We start from the raw sequence: 18,710 nt of genomic DNA, 5'->3' as shown, positions 1-18,710 counted from the left end.
GCTTTTCGCATGAAACTGAAACCCGGCACGGTGGCGGAATACCGCCGCCGCCATGACGAACTGTGGCCCGACCTGGGCCGCGCGCTGCGCGACGCGGGCATCTACGACTACTCGATTTTCCTGGACGAAGAAACGCTGCACCTGTTCGCCGTGCTGAAGCTCTGGCCGGACAACAAGATCGCCGAGCTGCCCCGGAAGGAAGTGATGCAGCGCTGGTGGGACTACATGGCGGACCTGATGGAAGTGGAACCCGGCAACCGGCCACGCGAATGGCCGTTGGAGCAAATGTTCCATTTTGCGTGACGTAGGGCGGGTTAGCGCAGCGTAACCCGCCAAGAGCCGTCAGCGCCGCGTCAACAACCCCCGCGCCCGCAGCCATTCCTCCGCGCGGCGCGGCCAGTCCGACGCAGTGCCCAGGCCATCCTTCATGCCCATCCCATGGCTGCCATGCTCGAACAGATACATCTCGGCCGGCACGCGCGCCCTGGTCAGCGCCCGGTAGAACAGAATGCTGTTCTCAACCGGCACCGACTGATCCTCCTGCGTGTGGACCAGCAGCGTGGGCGGGGTACTGGCGGTCACCTGTTTTTCCAGCGACATCTGCGCCACCAGTTCCGGCGAAGGCGACTTGCCCAGCAGCGCATTGCGCGAACCCATATGCGCCGCCGGCGGCTCCATGGTAATAACCGGATACATCAGCATCAGGAAGTCCGGCCGGCCACTGATGGAATCGAGCGCCGCGCCGGTGCGGCCCGCCGGCAGGTCGAACAAGGTGCCGGCACTGGCCGCGAGGTGGCCGCCCGCCGAGCTGCCCATGACGCCGATGCGCGCCGGGTCGATGCCGTACTCCTTCGCGCGCGACCGCACCAGGCGCACAGCGCGCAGCACGTCCTGCAGCGGCGCCGGATGGCCGAATTCCTGCATGCGGTATTTGAGCACGAATGCGGTAACGCCCAGGCCGGACAGCCAGTTGGCGTACTGCGTACCTTCGCGGTCGGCGGAAAGCCGCACATAACCGCCGCCTGGGCATATGATGACGGCAGTGCCGTTGGGCCGGTCCACCGCGGGGCCGATCAGTGTCAGCGTCGGTTCGCTGACGCTGGAAATGCGTCCGTCCTTGTCCTGTTCCGCGCCGATATTGGCGCGGGCGCCTGGCACGCCCTCGGGCCAAAGGGGAATGACGGAATTGGCGTGGGCCAGGGCGGCGGCGCAGCCGAACATCGTAGCAAGTATGAATTTTTTCATGGTGGAGAGAATATCAGATATGGGTAATCGTAAAATCAGGTTCCGCGCGCTGTGTACGGCCGCGATGCTGGCCGGCGGTGCCGCCTCAGCTGCATCCGGTGCTGCCGGTGCGGTGGATCTTTTCAACGGCAAGGACTTTGCCGGCTGGGAGCTGCAAACCTCGCCGGCCGCGCCGCTGGAGAGCGTGTTCAGCATGCTGCCCGGCGGCGTGATCGCGTCCACCGGGCAGCCCTCGGGCTTCCTGGCTACCACGGCCGGCTACCGCAACTACCGGCTGCACGTCGAGTGGCGCTGGAGCGGCAAGCCGGGTAACGGCGGCGTACTGCTGCACATCAGCCCCGGCGCCATGGACCGCGTGTGGCCCGTCAGCCTGCAAGTGCAGACCAAAAAGGGCAGCGTGGGCGACCTGCTGCCCATGTCCAGCTATGCTTTCGCCGAGCCGCCCACCAGCGCTCCGGGCGCCGCGCCTGTCATCAAAGCCCATACCGCTGCCGACAGCGAGCTGCCGCCGGGCGAATGGAACAGCGCGGACATCGTCAGCCGCGACGGCACCGTGGAGGTGAGCATTAACGGCGTGGCACAGAACAAGGTGACCCATGCCACGCCCGCTTCCGGGCGCATCGGCTTCCAGCTGGAAGGCGCACCGTACGAGCTGCGCCGCGTGGTGCTCACGCCGCTGGACTGAGACTGGTACCAGGCAGCTTACTTGCGCTTCAGCCATGCTGCCGGCACCGGCACGATACAGATGTTCATGGTCCGGCCGTCTTCGGAAAGCATGGCGGACTGGATCTCGATTTTCGTGCCGTCCGCATTGAAGGTCGGGTGCGGATGGTCGGCGGCGGTTTCCTTGTGGCCGGTGGTGAGCATGACCATTTCGCGCGTCTTGCGGTCGATCAGGTAGACGCTGCGGCTGAAGTCGTCGCCCACCGCCCAGCGGCCGTCCGACGATCCGTGCACGTGCCACAGGCCGCTGCCGGAGGGCGTCTGTCCGGCGATCGTCATTTCCCGCGTGCGCAGGTTGACGATAGCCAGGCCGCTCGGCTTCTCGCGTGTGCCGCTCGGCCCCCAGGCCGCGTCCTGGCCGGGATTGGCGCCACCCACGTCCGTGGCCGGCCCGCCCACGCCGCCTGCGCCGCCCTCGATCTTGCGGTGTCCCATGATGGCCATCGCCACTTCGTCCTTCGAGATCACCGCCTCGTGCGTCACCCATTCATACGGTGCTTCCGGGTACAGCGGGCGCAGGCCGCTGCCGTCCGATTTCACGGTCCAGGTGCGCTGCGGCGACTTGCCGCCGGTCTCCCAGCAGAACACGATTTCGCCGGGATTGAACAGATTGGCCTGGATATGCCCGATCTGGAAGGGCACCGATACCACGTGCCGGATTTCTCCGGTCCTCACGTTCATGCGCGCGATGCCGTTCGGGCCAGCTCCCATGCCGCGCGGACCGAACGGCGCCTCCGGCTTCACATCCGGCGCGAGGTGCTTGCCTGCTTCCTCTTTCCCCACGCGGAAGTAGGCCCATTCCTCGTCCGCATCCAGCGCCATGTCGCCGCCGGCCTCCATGCCCAGCGGTGTGGTGCCGGCCACGCGCTGGTACTCTCCGGAGGGCTTCATCTTGCCCGCAGCGCTGTCGGCGAACACGCGCGCCAGGTCCACTTCCACGATCTGCAGCTGGCCTTTGGTACTGTCCGGGCGCATGAAGTAGAGCTTCATGGCCTTGCGCGCCAGGTTCAGCATGCCGGTGTAGCCGCCTTCGCTCACCTGGACGATGTCGCCCGTCTTTTCGTTAACGGCCAGCGCTTCGCCGCCCGCCAGGCGCGAACGGAACACCACCCACTTGCCATCCGCCGTCCATTGCGGGTGGGTCGGATAGATCTTCGAGTCCCCGTGCGGCTTGCTGGTCAGGAAAGTGAGCATGGTGCCGGTCACAGGGTCTTTCACCACTTTGCGCTCGGAAGGAAAGCGTTTGCCGATCTGAGCGTGCGCAGTGCCGCTGAAGGCGCATGCCATCAGGATCGCGGCGGCGGCTGGCATGAGGAATCTGGTTTTCATGGATAACTGATTTCAGGTTACGGGATTTCGATTGTGTGCGCATTTTTGCAGTCCGATTGCTCATCTTCCTGATTCTTTGCAAGCCGGGCACGGACCGGCAATTCGATCGCATAAAATTGTCGTCATGAATAAGATCCTGAAGGCGCTGGGCCACGCCGCATCCATCCTGGCCTGCTGTATCGCATGGTCGGCATCGGCGCAGAACGCCTTGCCCGCCGCCGTCAACACCGACCCGGCGCAGGCCCGCCCGCAGCTGCCGGAGCCGGCCAACCCGGCCCTTCCAACGCTGCTCCTGATAGGCGACTCCACCGTGCGCAATGGCAGGGACGACGGCCAGGGCAAGGGCGAGGAAGGCCAGTGGGGCTGGGGCAATCCGATCGCCGCCTATTTCGACCCCGCCAAAATCAATGTGGTGAACCGCGCCATCGGCGGCTTGAGCAGCCGGACGTACATCAGCGGCGGCCATTGGGAACGCACGCTGCCGTTCATCAAGGCGGGCGACGTGGTCATCATGCAGTTCGGGCACAACGACTCCAGCGCCATCAACGACGCCAGCCGCGCGCGCGGCACCATCCGGGGCGTGGGCGAGGAGAGCCAGGAAATCGACAATCAGCTCACCGGCAAGCAGGAAACGGTGCGCAGCTACGGCTGGTATCTGCGCCGCTACGTCGCCGAAATTCGCGCAAAAGGCGCCACGCCCATCATCTGCTCGCCGATTCCGCGCAAGATGTGGGACGCGGACGGCAAGGTCGGACGCGGCAAGGCCGATTACGCCGGCTGGGCCGCCGAAGTGGCGCGCCAGGAAGGCGTTGGCTTCATCGACCTGAACGACATGGCGGCCCGCAAATACGATGAGTTGGGCCGCGAAGCGGTAATGAAGCTGTTCCCGCTGGTGACGCCGGATGAAAGGGTACACACCAACTGGGCCGGCGCGGAATTGAATGCGCGCCTCGTGGTGGCCGGCCTGAAGGCTTTGCGCCTTCCTGTGGTGCAGGCGGCATTCAGTGCGAAGGCGGCCGGGATTGCCCCTGCGGAGGACGAGCGGCCGGTGGTGGACGGCGCCAAGGTGCGCGGCGACGTGCCGCGCGATCCTGCGCTGCCGAACGTCTTCATCGTCGGCGATTCCACGGTGCGCAGCGGCGGATCGAACGGCATGTTCGGCTGGGGCGAACGCATCGCGCCGTACTTCGACACCACCAGGGTGAACGTGGTCAATCACGCCATCGGCGGCCGCAGCAGCCGCACCTTCCTGACCGAGGGCCGCTGGGACAAGGTGCTGGCGCAGATGAAGGCCGGGGACGTGGTGCTGATTCAGTTCGGCCACAACGACGGCGGCCGGATCGGCGACCCGGCCATGAAGGGCAGGGCATCCGGCAAAGGCACCGGGCCTGAGACCGTGGAGGACGTCAAACCGGACGGCAGCAAGGAGCAGGTGCATACCTTTGGCTGGTACATGGCCAAGTACGTGGCGGACGCGAAGGCGAAGGGCGCTTCCGTGGTTTTGCTCTCGCCCGTGCCGCACAAGGACGCATGGGAGCAGGGGCGGGACTTTGCGGCGTTTGCCCAGTGGGACGCCGAGGTGGCGGCGGCTGGCGGCGCGCAGTTCGCCGACTTGACCATGGTCGTCAGCGATGGCTATCGCCAGCTTGGGGCGCCCGCCGTGGCCGGGCTGTTTGCGGATGCGCGCACCCACACCAACGACGCCGGCGCGCAGTTCAACGCGCGCAGCGTGATCTCGGCGTCGAATGGCCTGCCGCGCAATCCGGTAGCGCCGTTCCTGTCTTCACAGGGTAAGGCCGTGCCGCCTGCGGCTGCACCGGCCGGGCAGGCTCGGCAATGAACGCCGCCCGGGCCGCTGCCACCGCCGTGACCTTGGCGCTTGGCGTGCTGACTTCCTGTGCCGCGCTGGCGCAGGACTGCGCCAGTTGGGGGAAGCAGGGAGCACTGCTGCATGCGGACGGGTTTGAGCAAGGGCTGGCCAGCTGGGTGCCCGAGTACCGGGCCGGCGCCGCTTCCAGGGTGGCTGCAGCACAGGGCAAGCTGACGATAGACGTGGCGGGGGACGCTACCGTGTGGTTCAAGCCCGAGCTGTCCGGCGACGTCCACATCAGCTACCGCCGCACGATGCTGATGCGCGGCGGCCAGAACGACCGCCTGTCCGACCTGAACCAGTTCTGGATGGCCAGCGATCCGCGCAACGCCAACCTGTTCACCCGGGACGGCACGTTCGCGCAGTACGATGCACTGAGCTTGTACTACATGGGCATGGGCGGCAACAGCAATACCACCACGCGCTTCCGCAAATACGACGGCAAGGGCCAGCGTGTTCTGCTTGGCGACATGGCGGACAGCGACCATCTGCTGCTGCCCAATCGCGAGTACCAGATCGATATCTCGGTCTACCAGGGCTGCACGCGTATCGCGGTGGACGGCGAAACCTTCTTCACCTACCGCGATCCCGAGCCGCTGCGCAAGGGCTATTTCGGCTTCCGCACCACACACTCGCGCCAGGAAATCACCGATTTCAAGGTCTACCGACTAGAATAGCTGCATGAAACCGACACTATTGCTACTGCTCGCAGCCTTGCCGGCCTTGGCACAGGCCGCACCCTGCCTGCCCGTTGCTGACCTGATCGCGCGCGACGCGCAGTATGAAGAGGCGACTCGCGTTGGCGACGCCTCTTTCCTTGAGAACCTGCTGGCCGAAGAATTTGTCTGGGTCCACAATCTGGTCTCGTCCATTGACGACAAGGCCGCAGTGGTGGCCCGGGCGCGTAAGCCCGCCAGCATACCCAAGTCCCGCACCACCAGCGGCGTGCAGGCGCAGGTGCTGGGGGACACGGTGGTGCTGCGCGGCCAAAGCACGGTAGAGGCATGGAACGCCGACGGCAAAACCTGGCGCAGCAACCGCTACCAGTTCATGCGCACTTACGTGAACACGGCCGCCGGCTGCAAGCTGCTGGCGGTGCAAACCATGAAGGTCTGGTCCAGTGAGGCCGAGCGGCCGACTGCGAAGTAGCGCGGCAAAGTGCGGCCTGCCTAACGCGGCCCGCCGCTGCTGCGCTGTCCTTGGCCTTGTCCCTGGCCTTGGCCTTGGCCTTGACCTTGGACCCCGGCCGGCCTCGGCCCGGCGCCCGTTCCCGGCGTGAAGCCGCCCAGCCGGTAGGATAAGCCCACGTAGACGATCCTCCCGTCCGAGCGCCGGATGCTGGTCTCCTTCAGCGTCGCCGTGTTGGTGACGGTTTCAATCCGGTTCGCGTCGAACACGTCCGTGACGTTCAGCACCAGGCTCAATTTCGGCGTGATCGCGTGGCGCATGCTGAAGTTGACCGTGGTGTTGGGCTGCCGCACGCCTTGGCCGTAAAGAGCTTTACCCTGGGTCTGCACCATGGCCTGCAGCTGGTCGTCAGGCGTGGCCTGGTAGTTCACCCGCAGGCGCCCGCTCAGCGAAGACGTGGTGCGCGTGCTGGTGAAGCCGTACAAGTCCTCCGTCAACTGTTCCGTGTGCCCCAGGTTGCCGCTGGCGTTCACCGACAGGCCGGGCATGACCTTGCCGTGCACTGTGAATTCCAGTCCGCTCGCGTTGTTGCGGCCACCGTTGGCGGGCGTCGTCAGCAGCACTGTGTCGCTGATGAAGTAGCGCCGGATCAGGATCGAGTCCCGGTCCCTGCGATGGTAGGCGCGCAGATTGGTCTCCATGCCGGCGATGCGGCTCTCGTAGCCGATCTCGAACGAATCTGTCCTGGTGGGATTGAGCTGCGGATTGCCGGCCGAGACGTTCAATTCGTCGCGGTAGATGACGAAGGGATTGAGCTCGTAGGCGTTAGGACGGCGCAGGCGGTGCGCGTAGCTGAAGCGCAGGTTGGTGTCGTCCGACCATTTATAAGTCGCATAGGCGCTCGGAATGTAGCTGATGTAGCTGTTCGATGCGTTCACGTGCGTGGTCAGCTGCTCGACGTCGAGACCGGTGTGCTCCACGCGCATGCCGCCCAGCACGCCCCATTTTTCATTCAGGCGCGTCTGGTAAGAGCCATACAGCGCCGTGTTCTTCTCGTCCATGCGGAAGCGGTTGCTGCGCTGCGTGTTCACGTGGGGCAGCTGCGAAACCGGGTCCGTATCGGTGTAGAGGATGTCGAAATCGCTGCGGTTGTCTGCGATCTTGTAGCCCAGCTTGAGCATGGCGCGGCCAATCGGCAGCTCGTAGTCGCCGGTGAAGTCGACAATGCGGTTGCTGGTGACGTTATCCTGGAAGCTCTTCTGGTCCAGCGCGCCGCGCGGCGCAACAGCGTAGACGTTCTGGTAAGCGTTGTTGACGGTGTTATCGGCCGACGTGACGCGCAGATCCATCTTCATGGTTTCGCCATCGGCCGTGCCTTTGTGCTCCCAGCGCGCGCCCCAGCCGTAATTGCGGGCGTCGCCGCCGCGCCGGGTGCTGCGGGTGTAGTCGCTGTCCAACGCGCCGCCGGCCGCGGCGTAGCGCAGGTAGCGGTCCTGCGAGCGCTGTGCGTTGTCGCGGCCCTGGTAGGAGACGCTGGCGGCCAGGGTGTCCTTGGCACCGGCGTTGTAGTTCAGCGTGGCGTTGGCGCCCACGTTGTCGTTCAGGCCGGAGGAGCTGGCGAATTGCGTGCTGTGTACCATGGCGCCGGTGAGCGGGTCGATGCGGTCGCGCACCGTTTCGCCACTGCCGGCGCGGCCGTCGTGGCGGACGTTCAGTCCGCCCTGGATGCCGAACACGCCCGAGTTGTAGGTGCCGCTGAGTGCCGCGTTGTAGCGGCCTGCCGTGCCGCCGTTGGCGTTGACCACGCCAAAGCCGCCCGGCCGGCGCGTGCGCCGCATCACCAGGTTGATGATAGGGCCGCCGCCGGCGTCGTTGCCGAACTGTGCGCCCGGGTTGTTGATCACCTCCACCGATTCGATGTCCTCGGCGGGGATGGCGTTCAGCGAGGCGCCCCGGTTCTCGCCCTGCAGCATGGCGGACGGTTTGCCGTCGATCAGGATCTGGACGTTGGGGCTGCCGCGCAGGGTGACGGAGCCGTCGGGGTCGACCGCCACCGAGGGGACGCTGTTGAGGGCGTCCGCTGCGGATCCGTTGCTGGCGCCGACGTCGGACTTGACGTCGTAGACCTGGCGGTCGATGCGGTTGGTGGGGCGTTCTGCGGAGACGACCACGCTGGGCGGTTCAGCTGCGTCGCCGCTGGTGGGCGTGGCGGGAGGTTCCGGCGGTTTTGGGGGCGTTTTTTTGATGGTGACCGTGGGCGGCGGGGCGGTTTGGGCCTGGCCCGGTGGTGCGAATGCGAGGATGATGCATGCGGCGATGGCACGCGGCGGGTTACGCCTGCGGCTAACCCGCCCTACGGTGTGCCGGTTGGTCATGCTATTTCGGAATGGTGGCGAGGAGGGCTTCGAGGTCGTCGGCCCACATGTTGTAGCCGGCGGTGGTGAGGTGCAGCTTGTCGCCGGTCAGGCCTTTCCAGTTGTCGCCTTCGGGCGTGAAGCGGGCCGCGAGGTTCAGATACCAGATGGACTTGCCATCGGCCAGGGGCGCGATCAGCTTGTTCACTTCTTCCATGCGCTGGGTGGCGCGGGCGTTCGGGAGGATGCTGACCACGACCACTTTCACGCCGGCGAATTTCTTCTGGGTGGCGGCCACCACGGCCTTGATACCCGAGGCGATGTCTTCGGGCTCGTTGCTGACGTTGTTGGTGCCGATCATGATGACCGCTACCTTCGGCTTCAGGAAGGACAGGTCGAAATTGTCCAGCCGCCACAGCACGTGTTGCGTCCGGTCCGCGCCCAGGCCGAAATCGAAGGCGCGGTTCTCGAAACGCGTGTTCCAGACCGATGCGCCCAAGCCCCAGCGGAACTGCTCGGTGATGGAGTCGCCGATGAAGATGATGTCGGCCTGGCGGCCTTTGCGCAGCGCGAGATAGTCCGCGAAATAGGTCTGGTAAGGCACGCGTGCGAGGTAGTTCTGGTCGCTGGCGGTGGTGGTGGCAGGATCGAGGGCGGCCGCGGGCAGCGACAAACCGAGATTCAGTGCGGCGGCGGTGGCAAAGGCAAGCAGCAGTCGTTTCATGCAGGGTCTCCGAAAGTTGACGGTTAGTTTATGGTTTGATTGTCGTCGATTGCGTGCGCAGCTGCTCGACCAGCGCTGCGGGTACGGCGATGGCGGTGCCGTGGCGCATGCGCACCGGCGTGCCTTCGTCGGGGAAGCGCATTTTTGCGGTCACGTCTTCCCACGTCACCAGGTCGCGCGAGCGGATGGCGCCGTAGTGCTTGTCGCGGTAGGCGTCATAGTAGACGATGATGTCCTCACCGGCCTGGATGGCGGTCGGGCCTTCCACCCACATGCCTTCGGGCGTGATGGGCGCGCTCAGCTTTCCGAACGGGCCGCTCAATGCCGGCGCATCCGCCACTTGCAGGTATTTGCGCGGCGGCTTCACGGTTTCGTCCTTGACCAGCAAGTGGTTCTTGCCGTTGGCGCGCACGAAGGTGGCGTCGATGACGCTGAAGCCGGGATCGTAGAACAGCCTGGTGGGCGTGAACGTCTTGAAATCCCTGGTGGTGGTGGCGTACAGGCGGTGGTTGTACTTTTCCTCGGACGAACCGGCGGTTTCCGTGAACTTGCCCGGCACGGTGGAAGCCCAGAAGATCAGGTATTCCGCGCGCTGCTCGTCGTACACGATCTCCGGCGCCCAGGCATTGAGCACGCCCTTTTCGTGCGCCATCACCGGCAGTTCCTGCTGCTCGGACCAGTTGACCAGGTCTTTCGAGGACGCGTAGCCGATGTTGTTTTCCTTCCAGCCCGAGGTCCAGACCATGTGGTAAGTGCCGTCCGGGCCGCGCACGATGCACGGGTCGCGCATCAGCTTGGAGATGCCGACCTTGGGCGCGAGATAGCTGCGGCCGCCGCCCAGCTTCTCCCAGCGGTAGCCGTCTGCGCTGGCGGCAAGGTGCAGGCCGTCCTCACCGTTCTTCGTGAAGTAGGCAAAGACAAAGGCGTTGGCATTTGCTTTGGTGTCGGCTTCCGCGCCGGTATTGGCCTCGTCGCCCAGCGGCCGTTCATTGGTGAACGTGGGACTGGCCGGCACGGCGAATTTGGCTACCGGGTCCGGCTTGGACGGATCGAAGGCGCCGTAGCCGTCGGCGATGAAGGATGCGGCTGGCACGCCGGCCTGGCGCATGCCGGTCAGCACCGCTTGCGCCAGCTCGTAGGCGCCGTAGTTGTTGTGGTGCGTGTTGTCGATGCGGCCGGGCTGCGGTTCAGCAAACGCCGCCTTGGACGCCTCCGTGCCGAGCGCCTCATACAGCGGCTTGCTCATGGCATTCAGGTCGATGAAGGCCACGCCCAGCTCCTGCGCCGACTGGCGGGCGGCGGTGGCGTAGTCAATCAGCGAAGGAATGACCTTGCCGCTGGCGTCGAAGGCGCGGCGCTCCATGGACGAGATAATCACCGGCACGCCGCCCCGGGCGCGCACGCGGTCCACGTGCTCCTTGATCTCGGCCTTGTAGGTGGTGAACGGGCCGCCTTTGCCTTCCTTGATCTGCTTCTGGTCGTTGTGCCCGAACTGCATCATCACGGTGTCGCCGGGACGCAGGGCGCTCAAGACCTTGTCCAGGCGGCGGCGGGCCAGGGAGTCGCGGTAGGTTTCGCCGGATTCGCCGTGGTTGGCGACGGCGATGCCGGGCTTCAGGAAGCGCGGCAGCATCTGGCCCCAACTGGCGTAGGGCTCGCCCGGCTGGTCGCACACGGTGGAATCGCCCAGCAGGAAGATGGTCGGCGCCTGGACCGGCGTGATCTCGATGGCGCGCACCGCCGGATTGGCGCCGTTGAATTCCAGCGTCAGGCGGCGGTCCCAGTTCCAGGCTTCCTGCACGGTTTCACGCGGCGCCTTGAGCTTGACCACGCCGGCGGCCAGCCCTTCGCGGGCGGGGATTTGCGGCGTGCGGATGTTGACGGTGAAGGCGCGCACTTCGGTTTTCCCGGCTGCCGTGTGCACGTTTTCCAGCATCAGCCGGCGCAGCTCGGACTTGATGGTGGTGACGGCTTCCTGCGGGCCGCCCAGCGTGACGGTGACGTTGTAATTGCCTTCCGGGAGGTCCACCGAGAAGAAGGAGGGCTTTCCGGCTGCGGCACCGGGCTCGAAGCCATAGCCCCGGCCGGGCGTGTATTCGGCCGTTGCCGGCACGGCGGTGTAGCCAGCCTTAGGCAGCGCCCCGAAGTCGAATTTGCGTGGGCCGGCGGTTTGCGCCGAGGCGGAGAAGCTGGCGGAGAATGCGCCGGCCAGCGTCAGGGCGATCAAGGTAGTCTTCATATTCATGTGTAATGGCTTCTCAGGGAATGTAGTCGCCGATCAGCGCCAGGTTCTGGATCGCGGCCAGGCCCCATTGCGCTGTGTCGTTGGTGCTGATCCAGTCCACTTCCTGTACCGGATTGAGCACGGCCGGGCCGCGCAGCTCAACCGGGCGCACCAGCGGGGCGGGGCGCTCGTTGAATTCGCGCCATGCCCGGCGCGCCAGCTCGGCGTTCCTGGTGCGCCAGGCGGCATAGGCCGTGAGCCGTGAATGGCCCACGCGCAGCGCGTTGGTGCCGCCGTGCGGCATGCCCAGTGCCTTGATCTGTTCTTCCCGGCTGGCGTTGTACAGCGTGCAGTACTGTACCCAGGCGCGCTCGAAATCCTTGTCGCCGGTGACGGCAATCAGCTCGGCGAACACCTCCACCGCGCCGAAGACCGCGTTGAGGTGGCTGGCGGCCACCTTGTCGCCGATCATATTGGCCATGTGGCCGTCTTTCGGCTCGTAGCCGGCACGATCGGCGCTGAAGAAGCCGTGCGGCATGGCCGCGATGTCGCGCATGCCGGCCAGCAGCTTGTTCTTGTACAGCGGCTTGCCGCCGCGTTCCCACTCGGTGAGCCAGTTCCCCGCCAGCGAGCCCCAGTCCGTGCCGAAGCTGGCGCGGGCCGGATGCACCGACTTGTCCAGTGGTGCGGCGCGCTTGCGCACCGGGTCCACGTCGGCCAGCTTGGCGTCCGCATCGAGCAGCTCCTGCATGATGTCGCCGATGCGCTCGTCTGCGGTCAGGTAGTAATAGAAGCGCCGGTACACGGCGGCGCTGATGCGCACCTGCTTGGCGCTGCAGCCCCAGTGCTGCACGTTGTGGCGCGTGCCCAGGCCGGCGAAGCGGCCCAGGTGGTAGATGTCCACCTCGCTGGTGTGGCGCACCATGGCTTCGGCCAGGCGGAAGATGTCGGCGCGGCCGCTGCGCAGGAAGGAATACCACAGCCACAGGTCTGGCGAGAGCTCCGAATTGTCCCAGGCGTAGCCGCCCACGTCGTAGCGCCACACGTGGCGGTCCGCGTCGTAGGTGTGCATCACGTCGCCGTAGTTCCAGAAGCCGTACCAGTGGCGCTGCTCCACCTGGCCCCGGTAGTAGTCGAAGCGGCGGTCCAGCTCATCCTCGATCAGCGCCTTGGACGGATGCGAACGGTCCGGCAGGCTCCACATGCCGCCGAACACGCCGCAAGCCAGGAAGTGCGCGGGCTGCGCCACCAGCTGCGGCGGCGACTGCACCGCCTGCGCAATGGCGGCCATGGCCTCGCGCGACGGGGTGGCAGCCAGCGCCCACAAGGTGATCTCGCTGCTGCGCGCCACGCCGTGCGGGCTGCCGTAGCCTTTTTCGTAGTCTTCGTAGGTGATCTCCAGGCCATCCAGTTCGTCGGCGTGGGTCTCCATGCCCATGCCATCGTGGTAGAAGCGCATATCCATCGTCTGCGCGTCCGGGGACCACATCCACAGCGTCACCTCGGCGTCGTCCGTGTGGGCGTTGCGGATGTCGAGCTGGGTGGGGTGGCGCTGCCAGAAGTCGCGCAGGCCGAAGGCCACGCCGCCGGACGCGCCGCCAATATAGCCCGCGCCCGGCGCGCGGCGGCCCCAGGCGGCGTCGATCCAGCCGTGGCGAGGCTTGGTGCGCTTGCGGATCTGGAAGCCGTCCGCCGACAGCTGCGACAGCGTATAGTCGCCCCAGGCCGGGATCAGGTGCATCAGCTTGCGCACGTTGGGCGCCATGGCTTCCAGCGGCGGGCAGGCCTGCCCCGCCACCTGGGCCGAACGAAAGGCCGTGCCGGGATCGCGCCGCAGGCCCGTCAGGCCGCGCACGGCCTCGGCCCACAGGCCTTTGTCCTCGCCGGCAAAACGCACGTGGCGGTCGTGCAGCGGGTCGCGCATCGGCACGTTGAAGCGCAGGCCGATGCCGCGTATGAATTCCTTGTGCTCGTCGCCGTCGAACACGAAGGTGTGCATGATGCGGACCGATTCGGCACCTGCGTAAAAGTACAGCCGCACCGAGAACGGCAGCCAGGCGCGCTGGCCGCTGCGGTGCATGCCGTCGATCTTGACGACGGCGCGGACCGGGCCGCGCTGCTCCACCGTGACCGTCTTGACGTCGCTTTCAAACGCCGTGTGGCGCGTGGCCCCGCTGCTGCCGTCGGGCTGGTCGTCGCTCAGCGCCACCAGTTTTCCGGCACGGGCAATTTCCCGGCCTCCGCGCGAGATCGCGGCGATCAGGTGCGGGCCGCGTTTCGGGACGCTGCATGAGATCACGCCGGTGGAGATCTCGATCGCGGCGCCGGTGTCGCGCAACGCCACCTGGGCACCAGCACCGGCGGAAGCCGGCGCCGTGCGCGCCTTGACAGGCTTGATCAGCAGTTTGCCGGCAGCAGCCTGGCCAGCGGCCAGGGCGTGGGCGGTCCATTTCAGGGAGCCATCCGGCCAGTAGGCCAGCGGCCAGCTCTGGACGGTCATGGCGGAGCCGGGGGCGCCGGCGGCGGATAATGCGAACGCCTGGTTGCGCGGCAGTTTGCCCTGCGGCCAGGGCACGCCCAGCGTGACGCCGGCGTGCGCGGAAGGGGCGCCTTCCAGCCAGCTCAGCTCCGCGCTGGTCTCGGGTGGCGCGGCCAGCGGCGCGGGTTTCGTCTGCGGCGAGGCGGCCGGACCCGCGCCCTGCGCGGCGGTAATGGATGCCAGGGGCATGGCGCCCAGCGCGGAAATCTGGAGGAATGCGCGGCGGTTGAATGTGTTCACTATGCGTCTCTCAATCCTGGAAGCTGTATCGGAATTTCCCGGGCGGCAGCATGAAGCTGGGGACCGGCTTGCCCGCTTCGACCAGCACGACATCGGCGGGCACGGCATCGGCCGGATCGGCCTCGAAGTGGGCCTGTATCAACCTGCGGCCCGTGGCCGGCAGCAGCCCGGCAGGAATCGGCTGCGCATGGCGCAGTGCCAGCGTCTGCAGCCACGCAGGGCGGCCGGATGCCGCATCGGCGCCGTAGGCTGGGAAGACTACCTGCATGTCGGCACGGCCTTCCATGCCATTGAACAGGATGTCCTTGCCTGCGGCGGATTTCAGCACATAGGGCGCAGACTGGGGAAACCGGGCTTGAATGGCGTTGTAGGTGGCGCTGTTGTCCGCCGGGTCGGGGTGCGCAAAGAAGCGCTGCTGTTCAACATGCAGGGTATCGAGCCCGGTCAGGCGCCGCAGGTACTCGCCCATCATGACCATGCCGCCTTCCTGGCCGGCAGGCGTTTTAAGCAGATGGCCGTAGCCCACGTAGACGAATACTTTCGCGTCCTTGTCCCTGGCGAAGATCTTTTCCACCAGGTTCCGCGCCTGTCCCATTTCCCGCGCCTTGATCCGTTCCGCCGGCAGCTGCGCCGGATCGGACGGCGACTCGTAGGGCACCAGCTTCCAGTTGTCAGCCACGGCGGAGCGGATGAACTGGGCAAACACAGGGTCGCGCAGGTAGTAGCCGTCGGCCATGGTGACGACGGGCCCGGGTCCGGTGCCGGTAGCGTCATTGCTGAACGCCTCGCAGGCAAGGTAGGTGTAGCCGATCTTGCGCAGCTCCGAAGCGAGCCGCATGGCGAAGGCGCGGTGCATGGGCACGTGGTGCGCCTCGTTCAGCAGCACCACGCGTTTGCCGCGCGCCTGTTCCACGATGGCCTCGATGGCGTCCTTTGCGACAGCGCCGTCCAGTTTTCCGGCGTTCCGTGGGTCGTCCCCGCCCGGCGTCTTGCGCTGGACCTGGTCAAACGCCGCCATGGCGCCTGCGTAGTCGCCGACAAAGCTGCGCACAGTGCCCAGCGCCTGCAGATTGACGGGCTCACCTTCGGCGCGGCGTAGCTGGTCCATATAGCTGGCAGGCAGGGGAGGGGCAGCGGCGGCGGCGCACGAAGCCAGGACGAGCGACAGCGCAGCTGCGTTGCCGGCGGTGCGCCGCCTGATATGTCGGAGGACTGGCATAAGACCTTGTCAAGCTGGAAATATGGATGGCTACCGAGTATCGAGAGTCCCCCCGGCAGTGTCAACGGCTGGCGCAATCTAATCATGTTTATGAGTGATACAAAGCGATACGTGCGCGAAACGTGAGGGCGCGCTACGCTATTAAATGGGTGCGCCCGGCCCGGACGGCGCGATGCCGTTTCGCTAGATGCAGGAAGGGTTGACGGTGTAAGGCAAAAACAGTGCGCAAAGCGGCCTGCCGCCGGCGCAGCAGATTAGCTTGCAGTAGCGCAGGCTGACGCCGCCCGGGCGTTTTAGTCGCCTGCGCAGGCGTCCGGCGGCACCGCGAACAGTTCGGTGTGCCCGAAGCCCCGGGTGTAGTCCAGCAGCGAAATCACCTGCGGCTCTATGCGCAGCACCAGCACGCTGCCCCAGTCCGGCGCCTTGCCGGCGTCCTGCATGCGCCGGATTTCCGGGAATTTGCGCACCATGAGGGCCGCCACGCTCGCCAGTCCGGCTGCGCCGTTGATAATCGTGGCGGTGGCCCCGGCCGAGATACCGCGAATTTCACCCCAGTGCGCGTAGGGCAGGGTCAGCGTTAGGGACACCCGGGGATTTGCCTCGATGTTGTGGGCCTTCTGGCTGTCAAGCCCGATCCCGGCGTACAGCACCAGTCCCTGGTTGACGTAGCTGACGGTGGTGGCCTGCGGATAGCCGTCCGGGCGCAGCGTGGCTAGCGCCAGGTCGGCGCCGGCAGAGAGGATGGCCAGTATCCGGCCGCGCGCTTCGGCATGCAATGTGTCCATCTCGGCCTCCGTTCAGGTATGGCGCCACTGTAGCCCTTCGGGGCAGGCATCATCCTTGATCCAGGTCAAATTGGCCCGCCTTGGCTGCGTGTAGGGGATCCCCTACGGCATGTAGCCGGGATACCCGATACCGCTGCACGCACGGGTGCACGATACTGGCACCATCGACAGCGCAACCACGCGCGCACACCATCGCGGAGCCAACCATGAACGCCATCATTCCCATCGCATCCGCCAGCCGCGCGCCCGCCCAGCCGCGTTGCGGCTTGTGCAGCTTCAACCGCTTTTGCCTGCCACAGGGCCTGGGCGAGGACACGATGCGCCGTCTGGACCAGATTATTTCGCGCCGCCGCAAGGTCCAGCGCGACGAGCAGCTGTTCAGCATGGGCCAGTCGTTCGGCAGCCTGTACGCGGTGCGCCTGGGGCACTTCAAGACCGCCCAGGTGAACCAGCGTGGCGAGCAGCAGATCACGGGCTTCCACATGGCCGGCGACCTGCTGGGCATGGAAGCCATCGGCGCCGGCCAGCACAGCTGCAGCGCGGTGGCGCTGGAGGACAGCGAAGTGTGCGAGATCCCATTCGCCCGGCTGCAGGAACTGGTGGCCCAGGTGCCCGAGCTGATGCAGCAGTTCCACCGCACCATGGCGCGCGAGATCCAGCGCGAGCAGGCGGTGGCTTTATTCCTTGGCAACATGCGCGCCGAACAGCGCCTGGCGCTGCTGCTCACGCAACTGGGCGCACGCTATGCCGCGCGCGGATTCTCGCAGTCCAGCTTCCAGCTGCGCATGTCGCGCGAGGACATCGGCGGCTACCTGGGCCTGACCATCGAGAGCATCAGCCGCCTGCTGGCGCGGTTCCGCAAGGCCGGCTGGATCGACCTGCACAACCGCGACCTGCGCATCCTCGACCTGGCCGGCCTGCAGGACCTGGCCGCCGGCCGCATGGAACCGGAGTGCGAAGCCGCCTGACGCGGCCAGCGGGCGCCCGGTCCGCGGCGCGCGCTCAGTGCGCCATCAGCACCGGCAAGGTCATATCCCTCAGGATGGTGGCAGTCACGCCGCCCAGCAGCATCTCCCGCAGCCGGGCGTGGCCGTAGCCGCCCATCACCAGCAAGTCAGCCCCCGTGTCCGCCGCCAGCGACAGCAGGGCGTTGCCCGCGTCCAGCGCGGTGGGCTGGGCGCTCACTTCCACCCGTACCCCGTGCCGGCTCAGGTACAGCGCCAGGTCGGCGCCCGGCTGCTGGCCGTGCACGCCGTAGCGCGACTGCGGATTGAACACCACCACCGTCACGCGTGGCGCCTGCTTGAGCAGCGGCAGGGCGGCCGTGACGGCACGCGTGGCTTCCATGCTGCCGTCCCAGGCCACCAGCACCTCGCTGCCGACGTGCTCCCAGGTCCCGGCGTACGGCACCAGCAGCACCGGGCGCACCGCGTTCAGCAACACATACTCGGGCAGGTCATTCCAGGCGCCGGGGACGTTTTCCTCGGGGTCGGTCTGGCTCAGCACCACCAGGTCCGCGTAGCGCGCCTGCAGTGCCATGCCGCCGTCGAAGTCGTCCTGCACCAGGCGGCGCTCGTAGGACGCGACGCCCATCTGGCCGGCCAGCGTGTCGAATTCCACCAGCGCGCGCTCGGCGTTACCGCGCATCAGCTCGACCTGGTCGGCGATCATCGGACCGCCCATGGCGACGCTGGCCGGCAGCAGGAAACGGGAAACGCCCGTCATCGCGCCGCCCACCAGGTGGGCATCGAAGGTGCGCGCCAGGGTGGCGGCGAGGCGGATGCGCTGCGGCGCGTGGCGCGACAGGTCGGCGTGAACCAGGATGGTACGGTATGTCATGGCGTGCTCCTTCTTTGTGGAAAATATTCCCCGGCTACGCAGCGGCCGGGCTAGACGTGGTAGCGCCGCTCGCTCTCTTGCTGGCAGTCCAGGCACAGTGCGGCGGACGGCTGCGCCAAGAGGCGCGCCGGGGCGATCGCCCGTCCGCAGCCGTGACACAGGCCGTAGCTGCCGTCGGCCATCCCGGCCAGCGCCCGTTCCACCGCTTCCAGCTCGCGGCATTCCGGGTGCAACAGGGCCAGTTCGTCCTTGCCGTCGACATGCAGGCGCGCCAGCACCGCGTCGGCCAGCGCCGCGCGCCGCTCCAGCAGGCTGTGTTCCAGGGCCGCCATTGTCTGTCCATCCTTCGCTTGCATCACGCTCTCCGCTGTCTCATGGCTACCACTGTAGGGGAATCGCCGCGCGGCCGGCAGGGGGCTGTTTGATCCATGTCAAATCGCACCGAAATTTGCCTGCCGGGCACGGGGACCGCGCAGCCCTTTACCGGCAGG

At 66.6% G+C, this 18,710-nt stretch carries 16 protein-coding genes; 6 read left to right on the top strand and 10 right to left on the bottom strand.

All coding sequences use genetic code 11. The annotated features are described in order from the left end of the window. The first annotated feature begins 9 nt into the window (after positions 1-9). Positions 10-303 (top strand): L-rhamnose mutarotase, encoded by a 294-nt coding sequence (locus tag ASC94_RS01950; protein WP_373888090.1) that lies wholly within the window; start codon positions 10-12, stop codon positions 301-303. Positions 304-342: 39 nt separating this feature from the next. Here ASC94_RS01950 and ASC94_RS01945 read toward each other — a convergent pair whose 3' ends face one another. Continuing rightward, complete coding sequence (locus ASC94_RS01945; RefSeq protein ID WP_056389944.1) at positions 343-1,245, bottom strand: alpha/beta hydrolase; 903 nt, start codon at positions 1,243-1,245, stop codon at positions 343-345. A 19-nt stretch (positions 1,246-1,264) separates the two neighbouring features. Here ASC94_RS01945 and ASC94_RS01940 point away from each other — a divergent pair, with 19 nt between their 5' ends. Then, the gene (locus ASC94_RS01940) at positions 1,265-1,930 is read left to right on the top strand and encodes a DUF1080 domain-containing protein (protein WP_162251381.1); all 666 of its coding nucleotides are present in this window, start codon (positions 1,265-1,267) and stop codon (positions 1,928-1,930) included. A gap of 17 nt (positions 1,931-1,947) precedes the next feature. On the opposite strand, the gene ASC94_RS01935 is transcribed toward ASC94_RS01940, so the two are convergent. Further along, positions 1,948-3,297, bottom strand: a complete 1,350-nt coding sequence (locus ASC94_RS01935) for a hypothetical protein (RefSeq protein WP_229417136.1) — start codon at positions 3,295-3,297, stop codon at positions 1,948-1,950. Between the two features lie 124 nt (positions 3,298-3,421). Between ASC94_RS01935 and ASC94_RS01930 the strand changes: the two genes are divergently transcribed. The 3 genes from ASC94_RS01930 to ASC94_RS01920 are packed head-to-tail and all read left to right on the top strand — an operon-like array spanning position 3,422 to position 6,316. Continuing rightward, positions 3,422-5,137, top strand: coding sequence for a rhamnogalacturonan acetylesterase (locus ASC94_RS01930; protein ID WP_056389933.1), 1,716 nt, complete (start codon positions 3,422-3,424; stop codon positions 5,135-5,137). Further along, positions 5,134-5,844 carry a DUF6250 domain-containing protein gene (locus tag ASC94_RS01925; RefSeq protein ID WP_056389930.1) on the top strand — a complete coding sequence of 237 codons (711 nt, stop codon included), beginning with the start codon at positions 5,134-5,136 and terminating at the stop codon, positions 5,842-5,844. The genes ASC94_RS01930 and ASC94_RS01925 overlap by 4 nt, the downstream gene beginning before the upstream one ends. A 4-nt stretch (positions 5,845-5,848) precedes the next feature. Continuing rightward, a complete protein-coding gene (locus ASC94_RS01920; protein ID WP_056389928.1) occupies positions 5,849-6,316 on the top strand; it encodes a nuclear transport factor 2 family protein in 468 nt (155 codons plus the stop codon). A 20-nt stretch (positions 6,317-6,336) separates the two neighbouring features. Here ASC94_RS01920 and ASC94_RS01915 read toward each other — a convergent pair whose 3' ends face one another. The 6 genes from ASC94_RS01915 to ASC94_RS01885 form a co-directional block, all read right to left on the bottom strand. After that, complete coding sequence (locus ASC94_RS01915) at positions 6,337-8,670, bottom strand: outer membrane beta-barrel family protein (RefSeq protein WP_082616030.1); 2,334 nt, start codon at positions 8,668-8,670, stop codon at positions 6,337-6,339. A gap of 1 nt (position 8,671) precedes the next feature. Continuing rightward, complete coding sequence (locus ASC94_RS01910) at positions 8,672-9,373, bottom strand: GDSL-type esterase/lipase family protein (RefSeq protein WP_056389926.1); 702 nt, start codon at positions 9,371-9,373, stop codon at positions 8,672-8,674. 28 nt (positions 9,374-9,401) lie between these two features. Next, positions 9,402-11,618 carry a GDSL-type esterase/lipase family protein gene (locus ASC94_RS33430; RefSeq protein WP_229417135.1) on the bottom strand — a complete coding sequence of 739 codons (2,217 nt, stop codon included), beginning with the start codon at positions 11,616-11,618 and terminating at the stop codon, positions 9,402-9,404. Positions 11,619-11,631: 13 nt separating this feature from the next. Then, complete coding sequence (locus ASC94_RS01895) at positions 11,632-14,376, bottom strand: Tat pathway signal sequence domain protein (protein WP_082616028.1); 2,745 nt, start codon at positions 14,374-14,376, stop codon at positions 11,632-11,634. Positions 14,377-14,386: 10 nt separating this feature from the next. Then, entirely contained in the window at positions 14,387-15,595 is a 1,209-nt protein-coding gene (locus tag ASC94_RS01890) for a hypothetical protein (RefSeq protein ID WP_157201240.1), read from the bottom strand. 293 nt (positions 15,596-15,888) lie between these two features. After that, positions 15,889-16,380, bottom strand: coding sequence for a pyridoxamine 5'-phosphate oxidase family protein (locus ASC94_RS01885; protein WP_056389920.1), 492 nt, complete (start codon positions 16,378-16,380; stop codon positions 15,889-15,891). 206 nt (positions 16,381-16,586) lie between these two features. Here ASC94_RS01885 and fnr point away from each other — a divergent pair, with 206 nt between their 5' ends. Further along, the gene (gene fnr / locus ASC94_RS01880) at positions 16,587-17,348 is read left to right on the top strand and encodes a fumarate/nitrate reduction transcriptional regulator Fnr (RefSeq protein ID WP_056389917.1); all 762 of its coding nucleotides are present in this window, start codon (positions 16,587-16,589) and stop codon (positions 17,346-17,348) included. 34 nt (positions 17,349-17,382) lie between these two features. Here the strand turns inward: fnr and ASC94_RS01875 are convergent, their stop codons facing one another. Then, entirely contained in the window at positions 17,383-18,219 is an 837-nt protein-coding gene (locus ASC94_RS01875) for a universal stress protein (protein WP_056389915.1), read from the bottom strand. A gap of 50 nt (positions 18,220-18,269) precedes the next feature. Beyond that, positions 18,270-18,575, bottom strand: a complete 306-nt coding sequence (locus ASC94_RS01870; RefSeq protein ID WP_082616026.1) for a TraR/DksA C4-type zinc finger protein — start codon at positions 18,573-18,575, stop codon at positions 18,270-18,272. Between the last annotated feature and the right edge of the window lie 135 nt (positions 18,576-18,710).

The sequence above is a fragment of the Massilia sp. Root418 genome, assembly GCF_001425265.1.
GTDB lineage: Bacteria > Pseudomonadota > Gammaproteobacteria > Burkholderiales > Burkholderiaceae_D > Rugamonas.
Note: the sequence above shows the minus strand (reverse complement) of the source record. Positions and strands in the feature narration are given on the sequence as shown.